The organism is Pseudomonas fluorescens HK44 (assembly GCF_000217955.3).
Classification (GTDB): domain Bacteria; phylum Pseudomonadota; class Gammaproteobacteria; order Pseudomonadales; family Pseudomonadaceae; genus Aquipseudomonas; species Aquipseudomonas fluorescens_AQ.
In genome coordinates this window covers 1,517,612-1,531,694 of sequence record NZ_AFOY02000015.1, presented here as the reverse complement: position 1 = coordinate 1,531,694, position 14,083 = coordinate 1,517,612, and the positions used below count along the sequence as shown (strand labels likewise).

The window sequence follows — 14,083 nt, the reverse complement described above, 5'->3', positions numbered from 1 at the left end:
CGTGGTCTTTTTTAGTTTTGATAAGTGTGGGTAGATAAGGGCGTTGGGCCGGGTGTGGAGGTGAATGACCGCACCCAGCGAATCCCGACGGCGGCCAGCGCGTAAGTCAGCGCCACCAGCCAGAAGCTGTGCGCCAGCCCGACCAGCCCCATGCCGATTCCGCCGAGGACGGCACCGAGCAAGGCGCCAGCCTTGGCCGCGCTGTTGCCGAGGCCGAGGGCAAAACCCTGTTGGCTTGAAGCAACGGTGTTGGCGATCAGTGCATAGGCGACCGGAAGCAGGGCGCCTTGCCAGATACCCCAGACCAGCCGGCTGACGAGAAACCCCAGCCATTCGTTGGCCAGTGCCGTGGCCGCCAGCGTCAGGGTGCACAGCCAGGCGACGCCTTCGATGACGCGCAAGGTGTAGGCCGGTTGCCAGCGGTCGAACAGGCGTCCCCACAGCGGGGCGGAAATGGCCAGGGTCGCGGCGCTCGCCGCATAAGTGGCGCCGATCAGCCAGCCCGGTGCGTGCAGAATCTCGGCGACGTACAGCGCGTAGAACGGCTGCGGCATCATCTTCGCGGCCTGAATCAACACGATCACCAGCAGGATTCCACCGAGCCAGCCTTTGGGCAGGGCCACCGGCGCAAGCGGTTTTTTCGTCGAGGCGCGGGACTTGTCGGCCGGCAGGAAAAAACTCCCCAGCGCGCACAGCAGGCAAATCGCCGTCGCGCCATAACAGAGCAGGGCGAATCCCGAGATATCCATCAGCCCGCCGCCCAGCACCGGGCCGATCAACGAGCCGACGGCGGTCGCCGATTGCAGGCGGGCCAGGGTGTGACCGCGCCGGGAACTGTCGCAGCAGGCGAGGGCATAGGCTTGCGCGGCGGCGAGAAACCCGGCCAATGCGCCTTGCATCACGCGAATCCCCACCAGCAGCCACGGGTCGACGGTGATGGCCGCCAACCCTTGGCACAACGCCAATGCCAGCAACGCCCGAACGATCATCGGCTTGTGCCCGGTGCGATCACCCAACCGGCCCCACACGGGAGTCAGGAGCATGGCCGCGAGCATGGGACCTGCATAGACCAGCGCCGATAACAGCGCGGTGTAGCCGGCGCCCTCTGGCCCGAGCAGATGCCGGATCTGCAAGGGCCAGAACGGGCCGCTCATTTCCATGGCACCCATGGAGACAAACTGGATGACGATCAGCAGTCGCAGTGCGCGACTGTCAGCGAGCATGGGCGCTGGATCGCAGTGGGTTGCTCAGGCGCCCGACGATGTCGGCGTGGCTGTCGTGCAAGCGCATGCGCATGAACGATTTGGCCGGCCAGTCCTGTTCCAGCAAGGCCGCGCGCTCGCTGTCCCAGCGTGTCGGCTCGACACGTTCGCGCAAGGCGTCGAAGCACTGTGCAACGTGTGCTGCCAAACACTCCCACAGGAGGTTTTCCGATACGTTCCAGTGACGGGCACAGAGCAATGTCAGCTCGCCGAGGTGGCACATGAACGTGGTGTGCAGGAGTTTGTCGCGGACAAAACCGGACTCGTCGTACAGGGTCATTTTCGGATCGTGCAGCTGGATATCCAGGCCCTTGGCGTGCAGGGTTTTGCGATCGATGCGAATGTCGCCGAAGTCACGCAGTAACAGCCGATTCAACTGCCCGTCAGCGCCCATCACCATGAAGCTGTTTTGCTGGTGCGCTTCGAACGCCACGCCATACATCAGGTAAATGCCCAGCAGGCTCGGTACGGCAATCGACAGGTAGTCATCTAAGAACGCCAGCATGGCCTCGCTGTCGTCACGGCCCTGGGCCAGGCGTACCCAATCGCGCAGCAACGGCTGTTCGAATTCGTTGACGGCGAACAGGCTGCCGACCGGTATCGCCAACTCGCCTTCTTGCAGCAGGGTCAGCGGGTTGTCGCGGTACAGCACGGCGGCATGCCGGGACAGTTCGTCATTGGCCGGTTGTGGCGCGTAATGCAGGCCGATGCGCTCCGGCACGATGTTCAGCAGACGCTGAATCTGCGGCTCCTGATCCAGAATATCCAGCAACAGCTGACTGATGCGCGGCCCCATCCGGGCCGAGCGCGGTGACACGGTGCGCTGCACGCTGGTCAGCCGTAAGGCCACCGGCAATTTGACCATCGGCGCAACGCGACTGGCCTGGGGCACGACGGTGCGAAAGGACATGGTCGGATGGCCAGTGAAGGCCACGATGTCGGTGATGATCAACAGGTTGTCGGCGATTTCGTTGGCGAACGATTTTGGTAGCTCTTCATCGGCTTGCCAGGGGTGCGACGGGAGCGGGAGGTAGTCCGTTACTTCGAGGCCCAACTGCTGCAAATGGCGCTGCAATTGTTCGGCGGCCTGTGGGAAGTGACCTTGCCACCACTCCCAGTAATCGGCGCTGCCGGCGAGCGTTTCGACGTGGGCGTACTGGCGGTGCAGGGCGCACAGCACAATAGGGAAGCTCGCTTCGAACTCCGGCGAGAAAGCGATGACCTGAGTGGCGCTCAAGCCCAGTTTGGTCTTGTAGTTGGGGTGCCACGGATGGCCGAGCGTGCCCCACTGTTCGAGCAGCGACGTCGGGTTCTGGTGACCGGGGCTGGCTTTTAGCCAGGCGAGCAGGTTGTCGTCGTGTTCAGCTCCGATCTGCTCTCTCAGGCGTTCGGTCCATCCATGGTGGAACGCCAGGCACAGGGTGTCGTTGCTGTAGCTGTCATCCAGCTCGCGGGCCAGACGTTCCAGGACCTGCGGGGACGCAGGCGGGTTGAGCAGAGTGCCGAGATGGGCGAGCAGTTCGCTGGGCAGCTGGATTTTGTGAGGCAGTGCGTCGGGGGTGTGCAGGACGATGCTGCCGCGCACGTCCCAACTGTTCATCCTGCCGCCGGACAGGTGGTCGAAGCACAGGTGTGCACCGTCGCCCAGCGGCAGCCAGCAGCGGCGGTTGTCGTCGTATTCGCAGGCGTCGGGGTTGATCAGACCTTCACGAAACAGCGCCTGGATCAGGCGTTGGAAGCAGCGCCGGGCGGCGGGCTCCAGCGCATTGCTCAAATGATCGAGGGTGATGCGGTGGGACTGGAAAGCCTGGGTGCCAAGGGCTTCGCTCCAGTGTGAGAGCAGTTGCTGTTGTTTTTGCGTGTAGGCGCGCATCAAGTCCGACTCCTTCTGGACAGTTGTTTAGCTGAATGCGCGCAGAGAATACCGTCTTAAAATAATAATGCAAATGATAGTAATTACTACTTGTGATGTGGAGAAGCTCCTATTCAGAGGCTGGTCTAGTCTTTGCTCAAGACGATGTAGTGCTCGTCGACCTTCTGCGCATAGCCCTCCACAACCAAGCCATTCGATGCGCGGTAACTGATAATCTGCGGGACAGATAGAAATGTCCCGCAGCCAACACAACAACAGCTTAAAGGAGCGCCCACCGTGAGCCGCCTGCTATTGAACTGCGATATCGGCGAAAGCTTTGGTCACTGGACCATGGGGCTGGATGCCGAAGTGATGCCGTACATCGATTGCGCCAATATTGCTTGCGGGTTCCACGCCGGTGACCCAAGCATCATGCGCAAGACCGTCAGCCTGGCGCTGAGCCATGGCGTGCAGATCGGCGCGCATCCGGCCTATCAGGATCTGCTGGGGTTTGGCCGCCGTTCCATGGCCTACACCGCGCAGGAACTTCAGGATCTGCTGCACTACCAGATCGGCGCGCTGGACGGCATTTGCCGGGCGCAGGGTGCTCGCGTGAGTTACGTCAAACCCCACGGTGCGATGTACAACGACATGATGGCCAACCCGGCGCAACTGCGGGCGGTGATTCAGGCCGTCGCGGCGTATGACCCCCAATTGCCGTTGATGCTGATGGCGACCCGTGACAACCATGCGGCTCAACTGATGGGCGACGAGTACGGCGTGACGCTGTGGTTCGAAGCGTTCGCCGATCGGGCCTATGACAGCGCCGGGCATCTGGTTTCGCGGCAGTTGCCGGGTTCGGTGCATCACGATCCCGAGACAATCATTCAACAGGCGCTGACCATCGCTCGCGGTGACAACCTTGTCGCCAGTGACGGCAGCGCCTTGCATTTGCAGGCCAACACCCTGTGCGTACACGGCGACAACGCCAGTTCGGTGGCGGCTGTGCAGCGGATCCGTGAAGCGTTGAATCAGCAGAGCGCGCCATGAAGCCACGGGTTGAAGTGGTGGCCATCGATTGCCTGATGGTGCGGCTGTTCGATGAAATCGCCGAAGCCAACATGCCGTGGATGCTCGCCGCCAGCGAGCGACTGCGTACAGGGTTCGCCGGGCATTTGATCGATCTGGTGCCGTCCTATACGACCCTGATGGTGCATTACGATCTGCTGGCGTTGAGCCCGGTCCAGGCGCGTGAACTGATCGCCGAAGCGTTGACCGATCTGACCCCCAACGCCCGGACCAGTGGCCAATGTCATGTGTTGCCGGTCTGGTATGACCTCAGTGTCGGACCTGAACTGAGCCTGCTTTCGCAGCGCAGCGGGCTGGCCGTGGAGGAGGTGATTCGCCGCCACAGCGAGCGTGAGTATCAAGTGTTCGCGCTGGGGTTTGCGCCGGGATTTGCCTTTATGGGACTGGTCGAAGAAGTACTGGCCGCGCCCCGTTTGAATACCCCGCGCAAGCGCGTGGCGGCCGGCAGCGTGGGGATTGCCGAGCGGCAGACCGCGGCGTATCCGGTGGTTTCTCCGGGTGGCTGGAACCTGATCGGCCGCACCCCCGCCAAACTGTTCGATCGCGAGCGTGAGGGCTACAGCCTGATGCAACCCGGCGATACCGTGCGTTTTGCCGCGGTCAGTCATGCCGAGTTCGTCAATCTGGGCGGCGACGATACACCGCTGGAGGTGCTGGCATGAGCCGTTTGAGGATCGAAACCAGCACGCCGCTGTGCTTGCTGCAGGATGCCGGCCGGTTCGGTGTGCGGCATCTGGGCGTGACCCAGGGCGGGGCGGCGGATTGGCTGTCGATGTCCTGGGCCAACTGGCTGCTGGGCAATTCGCTGGAGGCCGCGGTGATTGAAGTCACCCTCGGCGGTTTGACCCTGGAGGCGCAAGACGATTGCTGTCTGGCGCTGGCGGGGGCAGACCTCGGTGTGCTGCTCGACGGCCAGCCGCTGGCGCCGTGGCGCAGTTTTCAACTGAAGAAAGGCCAGCGTTTGCAATTCACTCTACCGGTGCTCGGTGCCCGCGCCTATCTGGCAGCGCCCGGCGGTTTCAACGCGCCCCAGGTGTTGGGCAGTTGTGCGACGGTGGTACGTGAAGAGCTCGGTGGTCTGGACGGTTTTGGCCGGCCTTTGGCGCGAGGTGCCGAGTTGGGTTATTCCGGGCCGGCGCAGGCGCTGCGGGAGGTGCCGCGCGAGCAGCGAGCGGACTTTACGCAGAATCAGCCGCTGGATCTGGTGCTCGGTGCGCAACATGGCGAGTTCAGCGGACAAAGCCTGTTCGACGCCTTCAACCGTGTCTGGACCCTCGACAGTCGTGGTGATCGCATGGGCATCCGCTTGCTGGGGACGGCGTTGCAGTACCAGGGCAAACCGATGATTTCCGAAGGCATCCCGCTGGGCGCGGTTCAAGTGCCACCGGACGGGCAGCCGATCGTGTTGCTCAATGATCGGCAGACCATTGGCGGTTATCCACGCTTAGGCGCGTTGACACCGTTGGCGTTGGCGCGACTGGCACAGTGTTTGCCGGGGCAGCAGATCCGCTTGGCGCCGATGGTGCAGGAAACGGCGCATCGGCAGCAGGTTGAGTATTTGCGCAGGTTTCTTTAAGCACAGCCGAGCATTGTGGCGAGGGGGCTTGCCCCCGTTGGGTTGCGAAGCGACCCTAAAACCTGTGGCGTGGTTCTATCGGGTAAACGCATGCAGCCGATTTGCGACTGCTGCGCAGCCGAACGGGGCGCTGCGGCGTTCCGACAAGCCCCCTCGCCACAGAGAACGCAGTTATTTGGAGAGAAACCGCATCCCTTCTTCCAGCCCGCGCAAGGTCAACGGGAACATCTGGTCTTCGATCAGATCGCGCACGATCTTGGTCGAGGAGGTGTAGCCCCATGTGTCTTTCGGGTACGGATTGATCCAGATGAGCTTCTTGTACTTCTCCATGAAGCGCTGCATCCACACGTAACCGGCTTCTTCGTTCCAGTGTTCGACGCTGCCGCCGGCCTGGGTGATTTCATAAGGCGCCATGGCGGCGTCGCCGACGAAAATCACTTTGTAGTCGGCGCCGTACTTGTGCAGCAAGTCCATGGTGGCCGTGCGTTCCGAACCTCGGCGCATGTTGTTCTTCCACACCGATTCATAAATGAAGTTGTGGAAGTAGAAGTACTCAAGGTGCTTGAACTCGGTCTTGCAGGCCGAGAACAGCTCCTCGCAGATCTTCACATGGGCGTCCATCGAACCGCCGATGTCGAACAGCAGCAACAACTTGATGGTGTTGCGGCGTTCCGGGCGCATCTGAATATTCAGCAGCCCCGCGTCACGGGCGGTGTGGTCGATGGTGCCGTCGATGTCCAGCTCGTCCGCCGCACCCTGGCGGGCGAATTTGCGCAGCCGCCGCAGGGCCACCTTGATGTTGCGCGTGCCTAACTCGACCTGATCGTCGAGGTTCTTGTACTCGCGCTGGTCCCAGACCTTGACCGCTTTGCCCTGGCGTTTGCCGGCATCGCCGACCCGGATGCCTTCCGGGTTGAAACCGCCGGAGCCGAACGGGCTGGTGCCACCGGTGCCGATCCACTTGTTGCCGCCGGCATGGCGCTCTTTCTGTTCTTCGAGACGCTTCTTGAACTCTTCGATCAGCTTGTCGAGGCCACCGAGGGACTGGATCTGCGCGCGTTCCTCATCGGTCAGCGAACGTTCGAACTCCTTGCGCAACCAGTCTTCGGGAATCAGTGCCTGAAGGTGATCGTCAAGTTTTTCCAGGCCATTGAAGTAGGCACTGAACGCTCGGTCGAACTTGTCGAAATGCCGTTCGTCCTTCACCAGAATCGCCCGCGACAAGTAATAAAACTCGTCCATGTCGGCGAAGGTCACGCGCTGTTTCAGCGCGTTGATCAGGTCCAGCAGCTCACGCACCGAGACCGGCACCTTGGCTGCACGCATTTCATTGAACAGGTTGAGCAGCATGGCTTTCGCCCTTGATCTTGTAAGAAGAGTATCAGCGGGTGCCGCGACGGCTCATGAACGCCAGACGCTCAAGCAACTGCACGTCCTGTTCGTTCTTCACCAGGGCGCCGGCCAGCGGCGGGATGGCTTTGGTCGGGTCGCGTTCGCGCAGTACCGCTTCGCCGATGTTGTCGGCCATCAGCAATTTGAGCCAGTCGACCAGTTCGGATGTCGATGGCTTCTTCTTCAGGCCTGGGACTTTGCGTACGTCGAAGAACACGTCCAGCGCTTCGCTGACCAGGTCTTTCTTGATGTCCGGGTAGTGCACGTCGACGATTTTTTGCAGGGTGACGCGGTCCGGGAAGGCGATGTAGTGGAAGAAGCAGCGGCGCAGGAAGGCGTCCGGCAGCTCTTTCTCGTTATTGGAGGTAATGATGATGATCGGACGCTGTTTGGCCTTGATGGTCTCGTCGATCTCGTAAACGTAGAACTCCATCTTGTCGAGTTCTTGCAGCAGATCGTTCGGGAACTCGATGTCGGCCTTGTCGATTTCGTCGATCAGCAAAATCACCCGCTCTTCGGACTCGAAGGCCTCCCACAGCTTGCCCTTTTTCAGGTAGTTGCGGATGTCATGGACCTTGTCCACACCCAACTGCGAGTCACGCAGGCGGCTGACCGCGTCGTACTCGTACAGGCCCTGGTGAGCCTTGGTGGTGGACTTGATATGCCAGGTGATCAGCTTGGCACCGAAGGACTCGGCCAGTTGCTCGGCGAGCATGGTCTTGCCGGTGCCGGGTTCGCCCTTGACCAGCAAGGGCCGCTCCAGGGTGATGGCGGCGTTGACCGCCAGCTTCAGGTCATCGGTGGCGACATAGGCGCGGGTGCCTTCGAACTTCATCGGTAATTCCTCGAACGGTAACGCCGACCTGGCCGGGCAGGGCGGGCGAAATAAAAGTATGCCCGACTATAACGCGGCGCCCGGTCGACTGTGAACGCAGACGGCGTATTCAGTCTCTGAATGGGGCGTCAGATGGTGACTTGGTCAGCTCGGCAAGCGGCCAGACATGGGGCCCCGCCCGTTCCGCGACTGGACGCCCAAGGGTGCTAGGCATACCCTTGGAGGCTACTTTAACGCTGCATAAGGACTCAGCCATGAGCCGCATTTTTGCTGATAACGCGCATTCCATCGGCAATACGCCATTGGTTCAGATCAATCGTATTGCGCCTCGCGGCGTGACCATTCTGGCGAAGATTGAGGGGCGCAATCCGGGCTATTCAGTCAAATGCCGGATCGGCGCAAACATGATCTGGGATGCCGAAAGCAGCGGCAAACTCAAGCCGGGCATGACCATTATCGAACCGACCTCGGGCAACACCGGCATCGGCCTGGCGTTCGTCGCGGCTGCTCGCGGCTACAAGCTGGTGCTGACCATGCCGGCGTCGATGAGCATTGAACGACGCAAGGTGCTCAAGGCCCTTGGCGCCGAATTGGTACTGACCGAGCCTGCCAAAGGCATGAAGGGGGCCATCGAAAAGGCAGCTGAAATTCTCGCCAGTGATCCGTCCCGCTACTTCATGCCGCAGCAGTTCGAGAACCCGGCCAACCCGGCGATCCACGAAAAAACCACCGGTCCGGAAATCTGGAACGACACCGATGGCGCCATCGACGTGCTGGTCTCGGGTGTCGGCACCGGTGGGACCATCACCGGCGTCTCGCGGTATATCAAGAACACCAAGGGCAAGCCGATTCAGTCGGTGGCGGTAGAACCGCTGGTCTCGCCAGTGATCACCCAGGCCATGGCCGGTGAGGAAATCAAGCCAAGCCCGCACAAGATCCAGGGCATCGGCGCGGGTTTTGTACCGAAAAACCTCGATCTGTCGATGGTTGACCGGGTCGAGCTGGTCAGCGATGAAGAATCCAAGGCCATGGCCCTGCGTCTGATGCAGGAGGAGGGGATTCTCTCCGGGATTTCCTGCGGCGCGGCCATGGCGGTTGCCGTGCGTCTGGCCGAAACCCCGGAAATGCAGGGCAAGACCATCGTGGTGATCCTGCCGGACTCCGGTGAGCGTTACCTGTCGAGCATGCTGTTCAGCGATTTGTTTACCGAGCAAGAGTTGCAGCAGTAACGTCTGTGTTGACGTTGTGGCGAGGGAGCTTGCTCGCGCTGGAGTGCGAAGCACTCCTTAACACTGCGAGGGTGTTTCGTCAGACTGATCGCGTCAGCTGACGGGAGCAAGCTCCCTCGCCACAGGGGACTTATGTTGACTCAAATCAGTCAAGGTTCAGGTGCCTTATGTTAATAAGTGCTTTATTGCGCAACCTTTAACACTGATTGTTCAGTTATGCGGGTTTTTCCCAAGGCCGGTAGTGTTTATCATTGCCGGCTGCCACGTCGGGTCAATGACGCTGCGCAGAGTGACCTATTTTCAAGGAGTTGCCCCATGACCTTTTCCTTTGCCGCAAAGGCGTCGCTGTTGCTGTTGTTCATCGGCAGCACGCTCTACGTGCATTTGCGCGGCAAGGCGCGTTTGCCGGTCTTGCGTCAGTTCGTCAACCACTCGGCGCTGTTCGCTCCCTATAACGCCCTGATGTACCTGTTCTCTGGAGTGCCGTCCAAACCGTACCTGGACCGCAGCAAGTTCCCGGAACTGGATGTGCTCAAGGAAAACTGGGAAGTCATTCGTGACGAGGCCATGCACCTGTTTGACGAAGGCTACATTCGCGCCGCCGAGAAGAATAACGACGCCGGTTTCGGTTCGTTCTTCAAGAAGGGCTGGAAGCGTTTCTACCTCAAGTGGTACGACAAACCGCTGCCGTCGGCCGAATTGCTGTGCCCGAAAACCGTCGAGCTCGTCAGCCGTATCCCTAATGTGAAAGGCGCGATGTTTGCCCTGTTGCCGGGCGGTAGCCACCTCAACCCGCACCGCGACCCGTTTGCCGGTTCCCTGCGTTATCACTTGGGCTTGTCGACACCGAACTCCGACGACTGCCGCATTTTTGTCGACGGCCAGGTCTACGCCTGGCGCGACGGTGAAGACGTGATGTTCGATGAAACCTACGTGCACTGGGTCAAGAACGAAACCGAAACGACCCGGGTCATTCTGTTCTGCGACATCGAGCGACCGTTGAGCAACCGCTTGATGACGCGTATCAACCGTTATATCAGTGGCCTGCTGGGCCGTGCCACGGCGCCGCAAAACCTCGATGACGAGCGCGTCGGCGGGATCAACAAGGTCTACGCCTGGAGCAAGAACTCGAGCGACAAATTCAGCGCAGTGGTCAAACAATGGAAGCGCCGCAATCCGAAGCTGTACCGCATCCTGCGGCCAGTAATGGCGGTTGTGGTGCTGACGGCGTTGGGTTACTGGTTGTTTGGCTGAAGTTTTTTCAATAAAAAACCACTCCTTGTGAGTAATCCCAGCCATAACGCGATCTGTAGCAGCCTTCGGCAGCTGCTACGGGTCGTACGTCGGTGTGCGCGGTGGTTTCTCGGGCTGATCAGCGGTTTCTGCTGTTCCCTGTGCCCGCCTGAACACAACGACTGAATTTCAGTTCCCAAGGATGTCGTTGGCAACTCCAGCCAAAAAAACATCAGACATCCCTTAAAAAGCTCAAGATTCCAGCCAGACTTGTCGAAGCAGTCCTTGCATCCCTAAGGAGCGTCAACATGAATGGTAAGCGTTTGTCGGTCGGTATCAGCCTGTTCTTCGCGCTGAGCGGTGCATGCCTGGCGGCCACCCCGTCGGGTCAGGGTGTCATCCAGTTCCGCGGCAGCATTGTCGAGCCGGGTTGTAGCTCCCGCGTGGGGGCGAGTTCGACGTTTGAATTCAACGGTTGTCCGACCAGGGTAAGCGGCAACTCGATCAGTGTGCGCAGCATTGAGCCGGTTCGCTCGGTCAGTGCGCTCGATCATTCTCGCGTGGGCGTGAAACTGGTCGCGAACGGGAGCAAGGATGGCCGTTACTACGATCAGCAATACGCCTTGGTCGACGCAGCCGGCAAACCGGTTAACTCAGGCGCTTACCTGATTACGCTGACTTCGCCTTGAGGTGAACTGCACGCAAGCCCTGGCGGCGCATTGTGTGTCGATGCGCCGCGGCCTATCGGTTATTGCTCTACCAGTTCGGGCACCTTCACCGCCGCTGGCTTCAACACCAGCCACAACGCCCCAGCAATCAACATCCCGCCATACAGGTGTGCCATCGACAGCGGTTCATCGAGAAACAACGCGCCCCACAACACGCCGAACGGCGGGATCATGAAGGTCACGGTCATCGATTTGACCGGACCGATGGAGCTGAGCAAACGGAAATACAGGATGTAGGCGAATGCCGTGCAGCCCAGGCCCAAGCCCAGCAGTGACAACCAGACGCTCCAGCCTCCCCAGCTAACGGGCGGCTGAGTGATGACGCTGTAGCCGAACAACGGCAACACGAACAGCGTTGCCCCAAGCATGCTGCCCAATGCCGAGAGACGGCTGTCGAGACCGCCTTGATGGTCGAGCCAGCGTCGCGCCAGGAACCCGGCGAAACCGTAGCAGGTGGTTGCCAGCAGGCAGGCGAGGGCGCCCATCAGCAATTCCATGTCGAAGGCCACTGGACCTGCGCGGGTCAGGATGGCGACGCCAAACAACCCGAGGGCCACCCCGGCAATCTTCGAGAGGGTGAGTTTTTCGCTGAAGAACAGGCCGCCGATCAGCACGCCCATCAGCGGTGTGGTGGCGTTGAAAATCGCCGAGTAACCGGCCGGTAGCACTAGAGCGGCCACTGAGTACAGGGTCGCTGGAAGACCGGAGTTGATCATCCCGAGCAACAGCACGGTTTTGAACTTGCCACGGAAATCCCAACTGATCCGCATTAGCGTCAGAATCACCAGCAACCCGGTGGCGGCGATCGATACGCGGAAAAAAGCAGTGGGGATTGTGCCAATCACTGGGGCGATGATGCGCATGAACAGAAAGCTCGCTCCCCAAATGGCAGCAAGCGACAACATACGCAGAATATCGACGGGGTTCACGGCTCGTTCCTTCCTTTATCAGGGCGCAAGTGTCGCTGTCTCCCGGAGCCAAGGCAATGGTTGCGTTGCGTAACAATTGACCTCTAAGCTCAGCCCCAACGATAAGAACCATCCCGCAGAGGTCTTCACATGCCGCAGCCATGGCCCGCCGCCGATATCGCCCAGATGATCCTCGACGGCTTTGACGATTACCGCGAGCATTTCCGCCAGATCACTGACGGTGCCAGGGCGCGCTTCGAACAGGCGCAGTGGCAGGAAACGCAGATCGCGTCGGCGGCGCGGATCAACCTCTACGAAGCCAAGGTCAGCGAAGTGGTGGGTCGCCTGCATGCCGCCTTCGAGGCAGATGTGCTGATGGATGTCGGCTGCTGGCCGCTGGTTAAAAGCGCCTACATCAACCTGATCGACCTGCGTTTCGACGATGAATTGTCCGAGACCTGGTACAACTCGATTTTCTGCGGGCTGTTCAGTCATGACCTGATCAGCGATGGCTGCATGTTTATCCACACCACCCGGCCCAGCTTGCACCGGGCCCGGGCCGCGCAGACCCGGACCTATAAGCCGCATGGACAGTTGTCCGGCATGCTCGCGAGCATTTTTGCCGATTACCGCTTCAGCGAAGACTACGCCGACCTCGACCGCGACCTGCGCCGGCTCGAAGCGCAACTGCGCGAGAATTTGCCCGATTGGGTCTGCAAGGACCCGGAACTGAGCGTCGAGTTATTTTCCTCGGTGCTCTACCGCAACAAGGGCGCCTACCTGGTTGGACGCATCTACACCACGGACGAGCAATGGCCACTGGTGATTCCGTTTCTGCACCGCGAAGGCCAGGGGATTCGGATTGACGCGTTGATCACCGATGAAGCCGAAGTGTCGATCATCTTTTCGTTCACCCGCTCGTACTTCATGGTCGATGTGCCGGTGCCGGCGGAGTTCATCGGCTTTCTCAAACGCATCCTGCCGGGCAAGCACATCGCCGAGCTATACACCTCGATCGGTTTCTACAAACACGGCAAGTCGGAGTTCTACCGGGCGTTGATTAACCACCTGGCCAACACCGACGACCAGTTCATCATGGCCCCGGGCGTGCGCGGCATGGTCATGAGCGTGTTTACCCTGCCGGGGTTCAACACCGTATTCAAAATCATCAAGGACCGTTTCTCGCCGTCGAAAAACGTCGACCGCGCGACGGTGATCGAGAAGTATCGCCTGGTGAAAAGCGTCGACCGGGTCGGGCGCATGGCTGATACCCAGGAGTTCGCCGACTTCCGTTTTCCGTTGAGCAAATTTGACCCGGCGTGCCTGGCCGAGCTGCTGGAAGTCGCCGCGACGACGGTCCAGGTGGAAGGCGACACGGTGCTGATCCGCCACTGCTGGACCGAGCGGCGCATGACCCCGTTGAACCTCTACCTGGAAAACGCCAACGACGCGCAGGTGCGCGAAGCGCTGGAAGATTACGGCCTGGCGATCAAGCAACTGGCGGCGGCGAACATTTTTCCTGGCGACATGCTGCTGAAAAACTTTGGCGTCACCCGACACGGGCGCGTGGTGTTTTATGACTACGACGAGATCTGTTTTCTCACCGAAGCCAACTTCCGCCACATCCCGCAACCGCGCACGCCGGAAGACGAAATGGCCTCCGAGCCGTGGTATTCGATCGGGCCGCTGGACGTGTTCCCCGAGGAGTTCCCACCGTTCCTGTTCGCCGACTCCGGGCAGCGACGGTTGTTCGATCAACTGCATGGCGAGCTGTACAACGCCGATTACTGGAAAGGCCTGCAAGCGGCGATTCGCGCCGGCAAGGTGATCGATGTGTTCCCGTATCGGCGCAAAGGCCTGGAAAACGAATAACCCTACTGAGTGAACACCTTGTGGCGAGGGAGCTTGCTCCCGCTGGACTGCGCAGCAGTCCCCTTTTGGGGCCGCTTCGCAGCCCAGCGGGAGCAAGCTCCCTCGCC

General features: G+C 60.4%; 12 protein-coding genes. 7 read left to right on the top strand and 5 right to left on the bottom strand.

The genetic code is table 11. From position 1 onward, the window contains the following. Positions 1-11 precede the first annotated feature (11 nt). Positions 12-1,223 (bottom strand): MFS transporter, encoded by a 1,212-nt coding sequence (locus HK44_RS19825; RefSeq protein WP_019692482.1) that lies wholly within the window; start codon positions 1,221-1,223, stop codon positions 12-14. Next, positions 1,213-3,135, bottom strand: a complete 1,923-nt coding sequence (locus HK44_RS19820) for an IucA/IucC family protein (RefSeq protein WP_019692481.1) — start codon at positions 3,133-3,135, stop codon at positions 1,213-1,215. Before HK44_RS19820 ends, HK44_RS19825 begins: the two co-directional genes overlap by 11 nt. Before the next feature lie 276 nt (positions 3,136-3,411). Between HK44_RS19820 and HK44_RS19815 the strand changes: the two genes are divergently transcribed. From HK44_RS19815 to HK44_RS19805, 3 genes are read left to right on the top strand one after another with little or no spacing between them, the layout of a single operon-like run. Beyond that, the gene (locus HK44_RS19815) at positions 3,412-4,164 is read left to right on the top strand and encodes a 5-oxoprolinase subunit PxpA (protein WP_019692480.1); all 753 of its coding nucleotides are present in this window, start codon (positions 3,412-3,414) and stop codon (positions 4,162-4,164) included. Then, the gene (pxpB, locus tag HK44_RS19810; RefSeq protein ID WP_019692479.1) at positions 4,161-4,865 is read left to right on the top strand and encodes a 5-oxoprolinase subunit PxpB; all 705 of its coding nucleotides are present in this window, start codon (positions 4,161-4,163) and stop codon (positions 4,863-4,865) included. The genes HK44_RS19815 and pxpB overlap by 4 nt, the downstream gene beginning before the upstream one ends. Further along, complete coding sequence (locus HK44_RS19805; protein WP_019692478.1) at positions 4,862-5,779, top strand: biotin-dependent carboxyltransferase family protein; 918 nt, start codon at positions 4,862-4,864, stop codon at positions 5,777-5,779. Before pxpB ends, HK44_RS19805 begins: the two co-directional genes overlap by 4 nt. A gap of 171 nt (positions 5,780-5,950) precedes the next feature. On the opposite strand, the gene HK44_RS19800 is transcribed toward HK44_RS19805, so the two are convergent. Beyond that, positions 5,951-7,129 carry a vWA domain-containing protein gene (locus HK44_RS19800; RefSeq protein WP_019692477.1) on the bottom strand — a complete coding sequence of 393 codons (1,179 nt, stop codon included), beginning with the start codon at positions 7,127-7,129 and terminating at the stop codon, positions 5,951-5,953. A 31-nt stretch (positions 7,130-7,160) separates the two neighbouring features. Beyond that, positions 7,161-8,006, bottom strand: a complete 846-nt coding sequence (locus tag HK44_RS19795; protein WP_024265085.1) for an AAA family ATPase — start codon at positions 8,004-8,006, stop codon at positions 7,161-7,163. 254 nt (positions 8,007-8,260) lie between these two features. On the opposite strand from HK44_RS19795, the gene cysK reads away from it, so the two are divergent. The 3 genes from cysK (at position 8,261) to HK44_RS19780 (ending at position 11,157) form a co-directional block, all read left to right on the top strand. Then, positions 8,261-9,235 (top strand): cysteine synthase A, encoded by a 975-nt coding sequence (gene cysK, locus HK44_RS19790; protein ID WP_019692475.1) that lies wholly within the window; start codon positions 8,261-8,263, stop codon positions 9,233-9,235. 315 nt (positions 9,236-9,550) lie between these two features. Next, complete coding sequence (locus HK44_RS19785; RefSeq protein WP_019692474.1) at positions 9,551-10,489, top strand: aspartyl/asparaginyl beta-hydroxylase domain-containing protein; 939 nt, start codon at positions 9,551-9,553, stop codon at positions 10,487-10,489. Positions 10,490-10,776: 287 nt separating this feature from the next. Continuing rightward, on the top strand, positions 10,777-11,157 hold the full coding sequence (locus HK44_RS19780; protein WP_019692473.1) for a type 1 fimbrial protein: 381 nt from the start codon (positions 10,777-10,779) through the stop codon (positions 11,155-11,157). Between the two features lie 59 nt (positions 11,158-11,216). On the opposite strand, the gene HK44_RS19775 is transcribed toward HK44_RS19780, so the two are convergent. Beyond that, complete coding sequence (locus HK44_RS19775) at positions 11,217-12,125, bottom strand: DMT family transporter (protein WP_019692472.1); 909 nt, start codon at positions 12,123-12,125, stop codon at positions 11,217-11,219. 129 nt (positions 12,126-12,254) lie between these two features. Between HK44_RS19775 and aceK the strand changes: the two genes are divergently transcribed. Further along, positions 12,255-13,976: a bifunctional isocitrate dehydrogenase kinase/phosphatase gene (gene aceK, locus HK44_RS19770; protein ID WP_019692471.1), complete on the top strand. Its 1,722-nt coding sequence runs from the start codon at positions 12,255-12,257 to the stop codon at positions 13,974-13,976. Positions 13,977-14,083 lie beyond the last annotated feature (107 nt).

Excerpts from the sequence above, each read along its gene's own strand:
- HK44_RS19820 (WP_019692481.1), bottom strand. The coding sequence starts at position 3,135 with ATGCGCGCCTACACGCAAAAACAACAGCAACTGCTCTCACACTGGAGC.
- HK44_RS19800 (WP_019692477.1), bottom strand. The coding sequence starts at position 7,129 with ATGCTGCTCAACCTGTTCAATGAAATGCGTGCAGCCAAGGTGCCGGTC.
- HK44_RS19825 (WP_019692482.1), bottom strand. The coding sequence starts at position 1,223 with ATGCTCGCTGACAGTCGCGCACTGCGACTGCTGATCGTCATCCAGTTT.
- HK44_RS19795 (WP_024265085.1), bottom strand. The coding sequence starts at position 8,006 with ATGAAGTTCGAAGGCACCCGCGCCTATGTCGCCACCGATGACCTGAAG.
- cysK (WP_019692475.1), top strand. The coding sequence starts at position 8,261 with ATGAGCCGCATTTTTGCTGATAACGCGCATTCCATCGGCAATACGCCA.
- aceK (WP_019692471.1), top strand. The coding sequence starts at position 12,255 with ATGCCGCAGCCATGGCCCGCCGCCGATATCGCCCAGATGATCCTCGAC.
- HK44_RS19785 (WP_019692474.1), top strand. The coding sequence starts at position 9,551 with ATGACCTTTTCCTTTGCCGCAAAGGCGTCGCTGTTGCTGTTGTTCATC.
- HK44_RS19805 (WP_019692478.1), top strand. The coding sequence starts at position 4,862 with ATGAGCCGTTTGAGGATCGAAACCAGCACGCCGCTGTGCTTGCTGCAG.
- HK44_RS19780 (WP_019692473.1), top strand. The coding sequence starts at position 10,777 with ATGAATGGTAAGCGTTTGTCGGTCGGTATCAGCCTGTTCTTCGCGCTG.
- pxpB (WP_019692479.1), top strand. The coding sequence starts at position 4,161 with ATGAAGCCACGGGTTGAAGTGGTGGCCATCGATTGCCTGATGGTGCGG.